At 35.0% G+C, this 14,414-nt stretch carries 11 protein-coding genes and 1 pseudogene; 5 read left to right on the top strand and 7 right to left on the bottom strand.

Annotated features, from left to right (window positions below; genetic code table 11):
* Positions 1 to 56: 56 nt before the first annotated feature.
* On the top strand, positions 57 to 1,406 hold the full coding sequence (nhaA, locus tag AC6ER9_RS05710; RefSeq protein WP_497073838.1) for a Na+/H+ antiporter NhaA: 1,350 nt from the start codon (positions 57 to 59) through the stop codon (positions 1,404 to 1,406).
* 836 nt (positions 1,407 to 2,242) lie between these two features.
* Here the strand turns inward: nhaA and tmk are convergent.
* A complete protein-coding gene (gene tmk / locus AC6ER9_RS05705; RefSeq protein WP_497073837.1) occupies positions 2,243 to 2,902 on the bottom strand; it encodes a dTMP kinase in 660 nt (219 codons plus the stop codon).
* Between the two features lie 558 nt (positions 2,903 to 3,460).
* Positions 3,461 to 4,717: an aspartate kinase gene (locus tag AC6ER9_RS05700; protein ID WP_497073836.1), complete on the bottom strand. Its 1,257-nt coding sequence runs from the start codon at positions 4,715 to 4,717 to the stop codon at positions 3,461 to 3,463.
* A gap of 190 nt (positions 4,718 to 4,907) precedes the next feature.
* On the opposite strand from AC6ER9_RS05700, the gene ubiG reads away from it, so the two are divergent.
* A complete protein-coding gene (ubiG, locus tag AC6ER9_RS05695) occupies positions 4,908 to 5,651 on the top strand; it encodes a bifunctional 2-polyprenyl-6-hydroxyphenol methylase/3-demethylubiquinol 3-O-methyltransferase UbiG (RefSeq protein WP_497073835.1) in 744 nt (247 codons plus the stop codon).
* A 39-nt stretch (positions 5,652 to 5,690) separates the two neighbouring features.
* Here the strand turns inward: ubiG and grxC are convergent, their stop codons facing one another.
* Both grxC and AC6ER9_RS05685 read right to left on the bottom strand, forming a co-directional pair.
* Complete coding sequence (gene grxC / locus AC6ER9_RS05690; protein ID WP_497073834.1) at positions 5,691 to 5,945, bottom strand: glutaredoxin 3; 255 nt, start codon at positions 5,943 to 5,945, stop codon at positions 5,691 to 5,693.
* 49 nt (positions 5,946 to 5,994) lie between these two features.
* Positions 5,995 to 6,780 (bottom strand): ComF family protein, encoded by a 786-nt coding sequence (locus AC6ER9_RS05685; RefSeq protein WP_497073832.1) that lies wholly within the window; start codon positions 6,778 to 6,780, stop codon positions 5,995 to 5,997.
* 199 nt (positions 6,781 to 6,979) lie between these two features.
* Between AC6ER9_RS05685 and AC6ER9_RS05680 the strand changes: the two genes are divergently transcribed.
* Positions 6,980 to 7,858 (top strand): methyltransferase domain-containing protein, encoded by an 879-nt coding sequence (locus AC6ER9_RS05680; RefSeq protein WP_497073831.1) that lies wholly within the window; start codon positions 6,980 to 6,982, stop codon positions 7,856 to 7,858.
* 7 nt (positions 7,859 to 7,865) lie between these two features.
* Here AC6ER9_RS05680 and AC6ER9_RS05675 read toward each other — a convergent pair whose 3' ends face one another.
* On the bottom strand, positions 7,866 to 9,221 hold the full coding sequence (locus AC6ER9_RS05675; protein ID WP_497073830.1) for a cation:dicarboxylate symporter family transporter: 1,356 nt from the start codon (positions 9,219 to 9,221) through the stop codon (positions 7,866 to 7,868).
* An 813-nt stretch (positions 9,222 to 10,034) separates the two neighbouring features.
* Between AC6ER9_RS05675 and AC6ER9_RS05670 the strand changes: the two genes are divergently transcribed.
* Entirely contained in the window at positions 10,035 to 10,271 is a 237-nt protein-coding gene (locus tag AC6ER9_RS05670) for a hypothetical protein (RefSeq protein ID WP_497073829.1), read from the top strand.
* 588 nt (positions 10,272 to 10,859) lie between these two features.
* Positions 10,860 to 10,969, top strand: a pseudogene (locus AC6ER9_RS05665) (DnaJ domain-containing protein); the annotation flags it as partial.
* 1,117 nt (positions 10,970 to 12,086) lie between these two features.
* On the opposite strand, the gene AC6ER9_RS05660 reads toward AC6ER9_RS05665, so the two are convergent.
* A complete protein-coding gene (locus AC6ER9_RS05660) occupies positions 12,087 to 13,460 on the bottom strand; it encodes a glutamate--cysteine ligase (RefSeq protein WP_497073828.1) in 1,374 nt (457 codons plus the stop codon).
* Positions 13,461 to 13,528: 68 nt separating this feature from the next.
* Positions 13,529 to 14,272 (bottom strand): 16S rRNA (uracil(1498)-N(3))-methyltransferase, encoded by a 744-nt coding sequence (locus tag AC6ER9_RS05655; protein ID WP_497073827.1) that lies wholly within the window; start codon positions 14,270 to 14,272, stop codon positions 13,529 to 13,531.
* Positions 14,273 to 14,414: the final 142 nt, after the last annotated feature.

Below are 14,414 nucleotides of genomic sequence, written 5' to 3'. Positions count from 1 at the left end.
GAGTCTCTTACACAAAAAATATAGAATCATAAAATTGCCGATAGTCGGAGTTGTCCATGTCTGATTTATCTTCAAATCGTCTGCCTAATCGCGCTTCTCGTGTTACTAATCAAGCGCTTTCCGCTATCGAGCGTTTTCTCCATATTGAAGCTTTGAGTGGTATTGTTCTTTTACTTGCTGCTGCTTCTGCACTCATTTTTGCTAATTCTCAATATGCTGATCTCTATGAATCTTTTTGGCATACACCTCTTGGCTTTAGTTTGGGTCATTTCACTCTTTCATGGGATTTACATTTCTGGGTTAATGATGCCCTTATGACTATTTTCTTTCTTGTCGCAGGCATGGAAATTCGACGCGAAATTCATGAAGGTGCTCTTGCTGATTTTAAACAAGCAATTTTACCAATTATTGCGGCAATAGGTGGCGTTTGTGTCCCTGCAATCATTTATTTCATCTTCAACTCTAACGGTGGGCATATCCACGGTTGGGCTGTCCCAACAGCAACAGATATTGCTTTTGCTCTAGGTATTTTGGCTCTTCTTGGAAAAAAAATCCCTTCTAACCTTCATATCATTCTTTTGTCTTTAGCGATTATTGATGACATTATCGCTGTTCTCATTATTGCTTTTTTCTACTCTACTAACATTGATCCTAGTGGTTTAATGATTGCAGGAGCAGGTATTGCTTTGGTACTCTTTTTTCAGTGGATTGGACTTGCATCAGCATGGCTTTACACGTTACCTGGTGCAATCATCTGGTGGGGTTTAATGATAACAGGCGTTCATCCATCACTTGCTGGTGTTATCTTAGGTATGATGACCCCTGTTTTTCCTACCCGCACGCTTGTTGCACCACTCACCATGCTCAGCAACGCTATGCAAATTCTCCAAGAAAAAAATGCAAAAACAGATCTCCACCATATTTCAACTGCACTGAAAAAAATGCGTAAAGGACAGCGTGCTATGATTGCTCCAGTAACACGCGTTCAAAAAATATTGCACCCATGGGTTGCCTACGGTATCATGCCGATTTTTGCCTTCGCAAATGCGGGCGTAAGTTTTGCAAACTTTGACCTTTCTTCTGACAAATCATTCTTAATTATTCTTGGTGTTGTCATTGGTCTTTTCGTTGGTAAGCCCCTTGGCATTATTACAGCCAGTTATCTCGCCGTAAAATCAGGATTATGCCGCCTCCCTCCTCAAATGACATGGGCAGGCATTTTACTTATCGGTTTTTTAGCAGGAATTGGCTTTACAATGTCTATCTTTGTTTCAATGCTCGCCTTTAAAGATATTATTTTGCTCGATGCGGCAAAAATTGGGGTTCTTTGTGGCTCTGGTTTATCTGCTCTTATTGGTCTGGGGTATGGATTTATTTATATTAAGCGCAATAAAAAACTTTCATAATGCTCAATAAAAACCATTCCCTTGCACTTCAAAATGGGGTAGCTGTATGGGGAGAACTTTTAAAACCAGAACTAAAAACGCCTTTTATGAAGAATCTTAAGTATCAAGGGCTTGCAACATTCTAGAGCTGGCAAATAATGTGATGGTACCAGCTTGTTTCTTCACAAACGTAAAGGTATCAATGTTTAATGACTTTATTATTATGCTATTCACCGGTAACCAACGCGAAATAAGTTTGGATACGTTGAGAGATGTTTCTTTAAAACAATCATCTGCTTTGTTGGACTAATCTTTTAGCATAATCAAGGTTTTGCCTATAATCCTAGAAATGGATGTGTAGTTGCTTGCTAGAGTATCTTTACCTTATATTCTTATTGATCAAATGAACAATAATTTGAAGATCCTCATAAAAATATTCAGAATTGTCTCTGGTTGTTTTATTTGTTAGAGATCGGAATATTAAACTTTAAAAAAGTAGTTTCTGTTATTATCGCTTCTGTCCTTATCTTATTCTCTGTACTCCAATATATTTGTGCTTGTCTCTACAGCGCGTTCTTATATCGCCATATGAGTATCTCAAAGAATGAAAATATCATGATCAGAGCAGAAATTGATAAGCTTTTTGAATAATTTCCCTCCTTTGAATTTTTCAAAAAAGTGTGTTGCTGTTTAATGATTACCTGTCAGCTCATAAAAATATTAAGATATATAATATTTTTTCAAAACGCTTAAATTATCGTAAGCAGACCTTTTAAAGCTCTAGGTGTAAAATCTAAACTAGCTCATAAAGGAGTATAGATAAATTTTTAAAATGATATTCATCAATGGGTATAGTTTTATTCATCGTCAAAACAAGCCTTGTCTATATGGTGTCGTATTTGCTTATGAATTAAAGAAATAGAAGCAGTTCCATCAATAACGATAAATCGTTCGTCTATTTCTGATAAAAGCTGATATACTTCAGAAACTTTTTCAATAAATGAGCGTTTTTCTTCGTATTTTAAGGCTAAACCATCCCTTTTTTGCAATCGTTCGATAATAGCAGCAGACGGTAAATGAAGATAAAATGTGATATGAGGTCTTGGAATAGATTGATTTAATTTAATCACACTTTCAAGAGAAAGTCCTCGAGCGTAGAAATAAGCAAGACTAGAATAAACATATCGATCGCTGATTAATAAATTTTGCGATGAAGTTAAGGAAGGTTCGATAATTTCAAGCGTATGCTTTCGTCTATCTGTTGCGGCTAAAAGCGCTAAAAACAATGAATCAATTGGTTTTCCACTCTCTAAATAACCTCTCACCTCTTGATTATTTCTATACCAGTGACTGGGTTGAAAAGTTTGTATTATATGTTTTTCTTGTGAGTAATGGCGAGAAATTTCTTGTGCTTGAGTAGTCTTTCCACTCCCATCAAATCCACATAAAGCAACAAAAGAACCAGAATATGGCTTCCAAGACCACATGGAATTATAAATATCTTTATTAAGATACATTTCTCTCCATTCATAATTTATATCATTTTACATCTAAAACCCTTTTGTTTAGAGGTAAAGCATTTTATCTCTTGCTATCAGAGGTATGATATCAAGAGCACCATCCTCTTCAGCACAAGGGATTAAAATTTTTTATAACTGATTGACTGCTAGGATAATATTTTTAATTTTGAAGCAACTAAAAAACTCCATAAGCTCTATGATGTTGATTATGAAGTATAAATCCTCTTTCAGGACATATACCTAGTGCATTTTTCTTCTCTGAAAAATACTTAACTTACAAACAATTCTTATTTTCCTTTATCTTATATCTAAATGATTTATAAGAAGTATTTTATATTATCTCTTAAATAGTTTTTATTCCTATACCAATCTTGCTTATAATACGAAAGAAAACATTTTTTCGCTTCATCATAATATTATCAGGAAATCTTCAATGAAAGAATTTCACGGTATTCATTATTCTCATTTAAATTAAAAATATAAATTATGTTGATAGAACAAATCATTCATACCTATTAAAAATTTATGTTTTTAAAATTGAGCGTTTAAAAATACTTAACTCTTATCCAGTCCATAAACAGCATGTAATGTTCTCACCGCAAGTTCAGTATAAGCGCTATCAATCAAAACAGAAATCTTAATCTCGGAAGTTGTGATTGCTTGAATATTAATACCCTTTTCAGCCAAAGCCTTAAATGCTGTGGCGGCAACACCTGCATGGCTGCGCATTCCAATACCAATCACAGATATTTTGGCAAGGTCTCTTTCAAATTGGAGAACATCAAATCCAATTTCTTTGCGATTTTTCTCAAGAAGTGCAACGGCTTTTTCTACATCTGCTGATGGTACAGTAAAAGTCATATCCGTTTTTGAGCCATCTTCAGAAATATTTTGCACAATCATATCAACATTAATACACTCTTCAGCCAAAGGACCAAAAATTGCTGCCGAAATTCCTGGACGATCAGCAAGCCGACGTAGCGAAATTTGCGCTTCATCCTTAGCAAACGCAATACCAGTGACATTTTGTTGTTCCACGATTTCATCCTCATCACAAATAAGTGTTCCAGAAGAACTCACTGGATCCTCCATGCCTAATGCATCAGGATCCTCAAAACTTGAACGTACAAAGGTACGAACCTTATGAACCATAGCCAATTCAACAGAACGAACCTGTAAAACTTTTGCCCCTAAAGACGCCATTTCCAACATTTCTTCAAAAGCTACTTTTGGTAGCCGACGCGCTTTCGGTTCTATACGTGGATCCGTTGTATAAACACCATCCACATCTGTATAAATATCACATCGATCAGCTTGTACAGCCGCCGCTATAGCAACAGCGCTTGTATCTGATCCTCCACGCCCTAAGGTAGAAATCCGATTATCCTGGGTTACTCCCTGAAAACCAGCAATAACGGCAACCTGCCCTTCCTGAAAACGCTCTATTAAAAAAGAGCCATCAATATCAGTAATCCGTGCCCGACCATGTGCATTGTCTGTATGAATAGGAATCTGCCAACCAAGCCATGAACGTGCATTCACACCCATTGCTTGAAGTGTCAATGCCAGCAAACCTGAAGTAACCTGTTCACCAGCAGCAACCACAAGGTCATATTCACGCGTATCCTTATGTATGGGGGAAGCATCACATGTCCACTGGACAAGCTCATTGGTTTTACCCGCCATCGCAGATACGACAACAGCAACCTCATTGCCTGCATCCACTTCCCTTTTGACATGCCGTGCAACATTATGAATACATTCAATGTTTGCGACAGACGTTCCCCCAAATTTCATGACAATGCGCGCCATTAATAACACTCTTAACCTTACATCTTTTATTTCGCATGATAGATGAGAATAAGATGCTCTATCAACTAACCATTTTCTCGACATAGCGAATATCGATCATTTGTGCAAGTTGCATTATGATTATATTAATCGCTCTTAACTTGATATAAAGTCTCCGTGACTTAATCGTTAAAAATAAAAGGAAGGCACCATGATAGAGGAAACTCCAACCACTATTGATCAAAGTGAAATTGATCACTTTTCACGGATTGCTACAGAATGGTGGAATCCACAAGGAAAATTTCGGCCTCTTCATCAATTTAATCCAACACGCCTTGCTTACATCAGAGAAAAAATCTGTTTAGAGTTTAATCGTGACCCTGCTTCACTGACGCCCTTTGATAATTTGAAAATTCTTGATATTGGCTGTGGAGGAGGCTTGTTATGTGAACCTATGGCACGTCTTGGCGCTATGGTCGTAGGCGTTGATGCTGCACAAACGAATATTGAAGTCGCAAAAATCCATGCCGCTCAAAATAACCTTTCAATTGACTATCGCGTTACAACAGCAGAAGCGCTCGCTAATGAAGGAGAAAAATTTGATATCATCCTTAATATGGAAGTTGTTGAACATGTCGCTGACGTTGATCTCTTCATAAAAGCGACAGCAAAAATGCTAAAACCACAAGGGTTGATGTTTGTCGCAACACTCAACCGCACGTGGAAAGCATGGGGGCTCGCTATTATAGGCGCTGAATATATCCTCCATTGGCTCCCTAAAGGAACCCATGATTATAAAAAATTTCTAAAACCCCAAGAGCTTAAAAATTTCTTATCAAAAAATGCTCTGACTGTCATTGATGAGATAGGGATTACTTATAATCTATTCAATGACAGCTGGAATCGCTCAAAAGACATGGATGTTAACTATCTCCTTCTCGCAAAACGGCCTTAAGGATATGCCATAATCTTAAGGAGATATCATTTACAACGATTATATGCCTTGTAATAAAGAATTGAGTTTTCCCTCAGCTTCTAAAGCATAAAGGTCATCACAACCACCAACGTGATAATCACCTATAAAAATTTGTGGAAATGTATTGCGTCCATTTGCGCGCTGTACCATTTCTTGACGAAGAGATGTGGAAGCATCAATATCTGTATATTTTACGCCTTTTTTATCAAATAAATCACGTGCTTTTATGCAATAAGGGCAATTAGGACGTGTATAAATGATTATCTCTTTCATAAGTATTATCCTCCAATATTTTTTTAATAATATTCACTTTTAGTTCCCTCTAAGAAGAGGGAAAAATAGAATCTTCTTTAAGGACACGCGAAAATGTTAGCACATCAACCTGTCGTGCACCCGCATATTTTAATGCAGCTGCTGCTGCCGTAACCGTTGCTCCCGTTGTAAAAACATCATCAATCAGTAAAATAGAGCGCCCTTTGAGATATTTTTTAACCTTATCTGAAACCTTAAAAGCATTTTTTACATTAAGTTTTCTCTCTTTTGAAGAAAGACTAACCTGTGGACGCGTATGCCGACAACGAACAAGCCAACCCGGTTTTAAAACCTTTTTTTTTGATGCTGCAATATAACGTGCAAGCTCGGCAGATTGATTATAACGTCTCTCCCAAAAACGACGAAAATGCAATGGAATAGGAATAATAACATCACACTCATCAATAACCTCACGTCCAGCAAACATCATCCAATTGGCCATAAAGGGTGCCAATTCTATATGATCACCGTATTTTAAGCGCGTTACTAAAGTTTGTGCAAGCCCTTCATGAACAATGACTGAGCGAACACGTGAAAAAGGGTAAGAATTACGAAGCGCTTCACCACTAAGAAAACCATCACCCATATCGCAAACAAAAGGAATCCCCATAACAGGACAATAAGGTTTCGTAATAAATTGAAGGTCTTTCCAACATTCCGGACAAATGGTCCCATAAGTAGAAACATTTTGCTTACATCCAGGACAAATTGGTGGATAAAGCATCGCTTTAAAACGTTCAATGAACTGACTTAGTATATCCCCGCTATTTAAAGCCGCTTCTCGAAAGTAAAACATTATAAATTTAGGCTTTTACAGTTTCCCCACAGAACAAAAGTTCCTTTGTATATTTCCTCAATTTATAATTTTAATTTCTTTAAAAACTCTTAACCTTCCATAAATTTATTTTTCTTTCACATTATAAACTTGACAGAGCTTCCACAAACATGAACCTTTTCAAAATATATTCTTTTATAGATCGAAAGTGTTCCACAATATGTCGCATCCTTTAATTTTTGATCATAACCGCATTGAACAATTCCGCAAACGCGCCTTCCAAAAAGCAAAAAAAGGAGATGACTTTTTACTCTCTCTCATGGCAGAAGATCTCTATAAACGCCTTAGCACTGTTGATCGCCTCTTTACATTAGCGCTCGATTTACACAGCCATACACACCTTGCCACACAAGCTCTCATGAAATCTGGAAAAGTTTGTTCTATAGAACGTATTGAAACCGATAGAATTTATCAAAGCGATGATAAAAAATTTCATTTACGCCATCGAGAATTTCTGGATTTGCCTCAAAATTACTGCGATCTTATTGTTTCACTTCTTTCATTACAATTAACGAATGATACCCCTGGTGTTCTAAGCCAAATAAAAAATATTCTTAAACCAGATGGTTTATTTCTGGCTGTTATGGCGGGAGCTGATACGCTTAAAGAACTCCGTGAATGCCTTATACAGGCTGAAATTGAGATCTATGGTGGAGCAAGCCCTAGGGTCTATCCTTTTGCCGACATTCGTGATGCAGGCGCTCTTTTACAGCGTGTTGGATTTGCTCTGCCTGTAGCAGACGTTGAAGATATCACAATACGTTATAAGACAATGTTTGACCTTATGCACGATCTTAAAGCGATGGGAATGCAAAATGCCCTCATTAAGCGTTCAAGGCGCCCTGTCTCCAAACGCTTTTTCCTCCGTGCCGCTGAGATTTATGCACAAAAATTTAGTGATCCTGATGGACGTATTCGTGCACATTTTTCTTTTATATGGCTTTCTGGTTGGGCGCCTCACCCCAATCAACAAAAACCCTTACAACCTGGTACTGCGCAAATATCTCTTACGGATGTTTTACAATCCAAAAAAACATAACCTAAAATCACTTTTTTAAAAGACTTTGATCCGTTGTCCGCAACATCTGACTGGTGATCGTTCCAGCAACCATCGAATCGCTCACATTTAGAGCCGTACGTCCCATATCAATGAGCGGTTCAATAGAGATGAGTACAGCGACCAAAGTAACAGGGAGCCCCATAATTGGTAAGACAATCAATGCAGCAAAAATAGCTCCTCCCCCAACACCAGCAACACCAATAGAACTCAACGTTACAACGCCAATAAGTGTAGCAATCCACGCAGGATCAAGAGGATTAATCCCCACGGTCGGTGCAATCATGGTCGCAAGCATCGCTGGATAAAGACCGGCACAACCATTTTGTCCAATTGTTGCCCCAAAAGAAGCTGCAAAACTCGCAATAGATTGTGGTACACCAATCCACTGTGTTTGCGCTTCAATATTCAAAGGAATACTTGCAGCACTTGAACGGCTGCTAAAAGCAAATGTTAAAACCGGTAAAACTTTTTTGAAAAAACGAAAAGGATTAACCCCAGAAATGCCCAGCAATACACCATGAACTCCAAAAATTAAAATAATAGCGACATAAGAGGCAATGACAAAAAACAATAAATTTAAAATATCTGAAATATGCGAAGTTGCTCCTACTTTCGTCATAAGAGCAAAAATACCATAAGGCGTCAAAGCAATCACAATACGAACTAACCGCATAATCCAAGCTTGTGCTACTTGAATAAATAAAAGCGCTTTTTCTCCTTTTTCTGGCTCATCTTTCTTTAAAAGAAGAACCGATGCTCCTAAAAATGATGCAAAAATAACGACACTGATAATTGACGTACGTTTAGCTCCACTCAATTCAGCAAAGGGATTTTTAGGAATCATAGACAAAATCATCTTTGGTATATTCATATCTCCAAGTTGAGAAATACGATCTCCAAGAAGAGCAGAAACATTTTGCCCTTCATGCACCAAACCATTTGCGGTTAATCCAAAGAAATTCACAACCAAAATACCAACTAACGCTGAAAGAGCCGTTGTAATAAGCAATATTGAAATCGTTATGATACTCATCCTTCCAACAGCATAAACAGAATCTAAATGAGCAACCGCTGAAACAATAGAGACAAAAACTAGCGGCATAACAACCATTTGTAATAACAAGACATAGCCTTCACCAACAATGTTAAACCATTCAACAGATTTTAATAAAGTGGCTTCACCCTCTCCATAAAAAAACTGAAAAATACTTCCCAAAATCAAACCAAGGATAAGCCCTAGCATAACACGACGTGAAAGGCTCCATTGCATTCTCTTACTTTGAGCAACCCACAATAAAAAAATAATAAATAGAAAAAAATTGATGAAAAAATTAAATGTCATTGTCGCTGCCCAGTCTATGCCCATTATTATTATGATTGATGGAAATAATATACATAATTCAAAATCAATGCATGATATTTGAATTAAAGTATAAAGCTTATAAAAATCCTGAAAAATCATTATTTTTTAATTTATAGATTAAAAAAGAATTTTTTATCTACGAATAACAATTGAAAGAAAATAAATAAATTTTTTTCCCCACGCTTTAAAAATCACGCTCTCATAAAATAGTTAAAAAAGAGAAATATAAATAGTATTCATTACAGCTTAATAATGAATAATTCCAACATAGCTTATCCTATTCATGTCCTCATTACTCTCTTTTACCCTTTGAATCGAAAAGAGCCTTCTGAAACTATTGATTCATTAACAACCGAACATTCATGATTTTTCTGGAGAATATACCATCAAAAACCCCTCTTGCCAATTTTATGTACTGCATTTCAAAGGCTTTGATCACCACTCCAAATATAATTATTTTATTGAAAATAGCTCTTAATATATCCTTTCCCTTCTCTTAATGAGAGCTTTTTTAAGGAAAGTTTTTTGATTTTCGAAATTCTTTTTATAGACCTAAAAATATACCCTTTCAATAACAAAAAAAATCGCACATGTGAAAGCTTTAAAAACTACAATGTCTATTGAACTAAAACACAACTTTTAATGCACAATATTTATTAATACAATCTAAAACTATAATAACAACAAAAATGCCATATATCCTATCGATCTAACTAAATTAAATGATATCAACCATTATAATAGACGTATTCAATATCGATCTATTTATCAAAGAAGCGAGTTAAATTACTCATGAAACGTACCGTAACATTTATTGTTTTATCTTCCCTATTGATATTGTTGTTTGCTGTATTAATATCGCTTGGATACACAAAAGCGAACGACTTGAATGAGTACGACGAACTTTATCAGTTATATCTTAATCAAAATGATAGAGTTTCAGAATATCGCGAAAAAGATGAAATAGCAAAAGAATATATAAAAATGTTTAAGCGTAAAATAGAATCTGTAACATCTGCAACAAGATAAGAGGTTATTTTAGAATATATTTAATGGAATAACAAATTAAACTTTATCATTGGATATTTTAAAACACTACCATAAATAGATTTTTTGTGGGTATTTTGCTGTTTTGTGAAAAAAATAATCAAGAAAGGATAACGGTTATCTCTCATGCGATCACACAGAATACACTTACGTAGAATATTAATGCTCTTATTTTAAAGAATCATCTCTCAATGTTTGTTCATCCTATTTCATGATAACACCTGTAAAGAGTATAATATCACTATTTTAATTTTTATGAAGGTGTACGGCAGTGCCATCATACGATTTTCTAATTTAAAATATATGACAAGCTTTGCATTAAAAAAAACATAAAAGTCATTTTTTATTCTATTCTTTAATAACTTTTATCCAGACATCCCCTTCTTATGTCGCGTAAATAAATGACTTTGAATTTCTTCAATATAAACAGATTTGAAATGAGAGAATCCTACAATATTTAAGACACTTTTAATATAAATAATGGTGAATTATCATTATAAATTAATATATTGTTAATTAAAAATGGAAACAACTCCAAAATTAAAAAGCGTACTTTATATATTTAGCTAAAAAACTGCTTTTCGTAAATTAGCAATGCAATACAATCCTGATCGCAATTTAGGAAATAGAGACGCAGAAAAAAATTCAAAAAAATATATGAAGCTTATGAAAGCCTTAAAAAAGAGCTTCTTATGATCAATTCTATTATGAAACTTTTTAAAATAATAACTATAAATAATTAAAAAATAATAGATACAAAGAAAAAGATCTAAAAAATAGTAAAAATATTATAAATATATGTATATATTTTTTGAATTAGTAATAACTACAATATTTATAGAAATAATCGTTTTTTTATCCTTTATTTTTCTGAGCTCTAGTACTATTTTTCTCGTGCATAGAAATGCATTTATTTTTTATCTGAGTGTCGTATATTTGAGAATCTTAAGGTCTTTAATTATTCAGAAATTGCTTTAGAAATAGCCATTATTTTTTTGCTTTATTTATTGAAAAATATTCGTAATTCTTTCTATATGCTGTGACAAATTTTTAGGTAATGAAAAATACTAATGATATATGCTTAAAATAAAAAAACTACAACTATTATACCTTGTATGAAAATTACAATTTAAAGCATTAAAAGCAGCCTTATAGTAAATTCACAATATATGAGGAATAACTGATCAACTATAATAAGTTACGCTCATAATGATAAAGATTATACTGCTATAGAGATGTTGTATTTTTATGCACATCCAAACGCTCATTCATTGCAAAAGTGCAACCTCTTTATCTCTTGCATCCTTATCAAGAAGAATAGTATTTTTCACTCTATAGCCCTTTGTACGAAAATAATTATTTCTTAGCTATGAAGAAACTACAATTTCTTATGCCTCTCTAAAGATGATCTTTTTATTGCTCTATACCAAATCCTTTAGAAATTTGTATGATAGCTCTTTTATATGATTAAAAACGCTTATTTTATCAGTACTCACTAAAAAATAAATTTGAGTTATACATACGTAGATCATCGGTATTTTTCTATTATTTTTTTAGCTTACTAAAAAATCGATATCATCATGTTTGTATAATAAAATGCTCTTTCATATAAGCATAGAACATTGATTTATAATAATTTACTATTTTAACAGTCAATAAAACTATTGGACATAAATAGCATTTTTATCCCTTTATTTAAAAGTAAAAAAAATTATTTTCTGCCCTATTCTAAAAGAGGAATGAGCCACTACAATGATATGTATTTTTTAAAAAGTACAAAGTTTCTTTATCTCAAATTTAATAGGCACATTCTACAAATACAGGTTCTATAAACTCATTCCAAATAGAATGGTAATAGGACAATAACTTTTCAGCATCAGTTTGTCCCGTTGCAACAACTTCTTCTAAAGGATTAAGAAACTTTGTTTCATCAAAACCATTCGCATCATATTGTTCGCGATTTTTTAAGCCCTTGCGTGCAATAGCAAGAGCTTGACGGGCTAATTCTAAAATAATGGTTTGACGAAAAGGCGTTCTTAGCCCTTCTTTAGGAACGCGTTGACGCATCTCTAAAACTTCTTCAAAATACCAATCTTTTGTCAAAGCCTCTGCCTCATGAAGTGCTTCTCTATCATAAAGAAGCCCAACCCAAAAAGCAGACAATGCACAGATGCGCTTCCAAGAACCACAATCAGCGCCTCTCATTTCTAAAAATCTTTTTAAGCGGACTTCAGGAAATAACGTTGATAAGTGATTAATCCAATCTCCCATGTTTGGAATTGAATTTGCAACTTGTCCTTTTAATGCTCCATTCATAAACTGACGAAACGTTATATGTGTACAATCATAATAGCGGCCATCGCGTAAAACAAAATACATGGGAACATCAAGGGCCCATTCAACGTAATCAGCAAAACCAAAATGTTCAGAAAATATAAAGGGAAGAACGCCGGTCCTCTGATTATCCGTATCACGCCAAATTTCAGAACGCCATGACAAAAATCCATTTGGACGTCCTTCAGCAAAAGGTGAACTTGCAAATAATGCAGTTGCAATGGACTGTAACTTCATGGATACTTGCATTTTTCGCCGCATATCACTTTCAGATGAAAAATCAAGATTAACCTGAACTGTTGATGTGCGGTACATCATATTAAGCCCATTATGTCCAACTTTCGGCATATAATCCGTCATAATCTGATAACGTGATTTAGGCATTTTCGGTGTTTCAGCTAACGTCCACTTTGGACTAGCCCCCATCCCCAAAAAACCAATACCCAATGGTTCTGCAATTTTTTTGAGAAGAGCTAAATGCTTCATCAACTCCTGATAGGTATGACCTACTGATTTTAGGGGAGCACCAGATAATTCAAACTGCCCTCCAGGTTCCAAAGAAATAGCCCCCTGATCAACTGACCCTACAAGCCCAATAATATTCTCTTCATCTAAAATAGCTTTCCATCCTAAAGCACTTTGCATCCCCTCTAAAAGCGCTCGGATTCCCCTCTCACCTTCATAAGGAACAGGAAGAAAACCTTTTTTATAAAACGGAAATTTTTCATGTTCCGTACCAATACGCCAATCATCTTCTGCCTTATACCCCCCTTGGAAATAGCTAACCAAGGAATCTAAGTTATAAACTTCACTTTTATCCGTTATATCAAGCGCCATAACTTATCGTATCCTATCATTAGTATCATCATCTTAAATGAATTGTTTAGAATGATTTTACAGATTTCTCAATCCACTGACCAATCTCCCACAGTAGCATTAAGAAGAGCCAAAGCAGCAACAGCGGCAGTATCAGCGCGTAAAATACGTGGACCTAATGATATTGGAACCACAAAAGGATGTTTTTTTAAAAGACTCCGCTCTTCTTCACTAAATCCACCTTCCGGTCCAATAAGAACACCAGGCCTTGTAACGTCATGCTTTTCAAAAGAGGATAATGGATTATGCGGTTGTTGCTCTTCATCACAAAAGAATAAAGTCTGTGTCTCATCCCAACATGCTAAAAGCTTAGCTAATGATAAAGCCGGCACGCATTCAGGGAGAGATAAAATGCCACATTGTTCAGAAGCTTCAATAACATTGGCTTCCATACGCGCTATATTGATACGCGTAACCTGCGTATGATGCGTTATAACAGGCTGCAAAATCGATACCCCCATTTCAACAGCTTTCTGCACCATATAATCCAACCGCGCGTTTTTGAGTGGCGCAAAACAATAAATAAGATTGGAATGTGTCGTTTGTAATCTTTCTTGATGAATAAGCTGAACCACAACAAATTTTTTCTGAACAATGATAAGTTTAGCAAGCCACTCACCATCCTGTCCATTAAAAAGTAAAATTTCCGCTCCTTCTTTCATCCGCAAAACATGCACAAGATAAGAAGCTTGGGCTCCCTCTATCTTTATTTTTTCATTCAAAATCAATGGATTCTGGATAAATAATCTTTTAAGTTTATAATTTATGCGCATAAAATCTTGCCAATGCTCACTCTCGTCATCAAAAAAATGAAGAAAAATATATCTATAGAACTATAATATCTTAAAGAATTATAGAGTTTTTTAGCTTTATGAGATAATTATAGGAACCAATGGATCGTTTAAGTGATTCTTC

Source organism: Bartonella sp. SL317 (genome assembly GCF_059687655.1).
Note: the sequence above shows the minus strand (reverse complement) of the source record. Positions and strands in the feature narration are given on the sequence as shown.

Coding starts and splice junctions, on each gene's coding strand:
- nhaA (WP_497073838.1), top strand. CDS start 57: ATGTCTGATTTATCTTCAAATCGTCTGCCTAATCGCGCTTCTCGTGTT.
- tmk (WP_497073837.1), bottom strand. CDS start 2,902: ATGTATCTTAATAAAGATATTTATAATTCCATGTGGTCTTGGAAGCCA.
- AC6ER9_RS05700 (WP_497073836.1), bottom strand. CDS start 4,717: ATGGCGCGCATTGTCATGAAATTTGGGGGAACGTCTGTCGCAAACATT.
- ubiG (WP_497073835.1), top strand. CDS start 4,908: ATGATAGAGGAAACTCCAACCACTATTGATCAAAGTGAAATTGATCAC.
- grxC (WP_497073834.1), bottom strand. CDS start 5,945: ATGAAAGAGATAATCATTTATACACGTCCTAATTGCCCTTATTGCATA.
- AC6ER9_RS05685 (WP_497073832.1), bottom strand. CDS start 6,780: ATGTTTTACTTTCGAGAAGCGGCTTTAAATAGCGGGGATATACTAAGT.
- AC6ER9_RS05680 (WP_497073831.1), top strand. CDS start 6,980: ATGTCGCATCCTTTAATTTTTGATCATAACCGCATTGAACAATTCCGC.
- AC6ER9_RS05675 (WP_497073830.1), bottom strand. CDS start 9,221: ATGACATTTAATTTTTTCATCAATTTTTTTCTATTTATTATTTTTTTA.
- AC6ER9_RS05670 (WP_497073829.1), top strand. CDS start 10,035: ATGAAACGTACCGTAACATTTATTGTTTTATCTTCCCTATTGATATTG.
- AC6ER9_RS05660 (WP_497073828.1), bottom strand. CDS start 13,460: ATGGCGCTTGATATAACGGATAAAAGTGAAGTTTATAACTTAGATTCC.
- AC6ER9_RS05655 (WP_497073827.1), bottom strand. CDS start 14,272: ATGCGCATAAATTATAAACTTAAAAGATTATTTATCCAGAATCCATTG.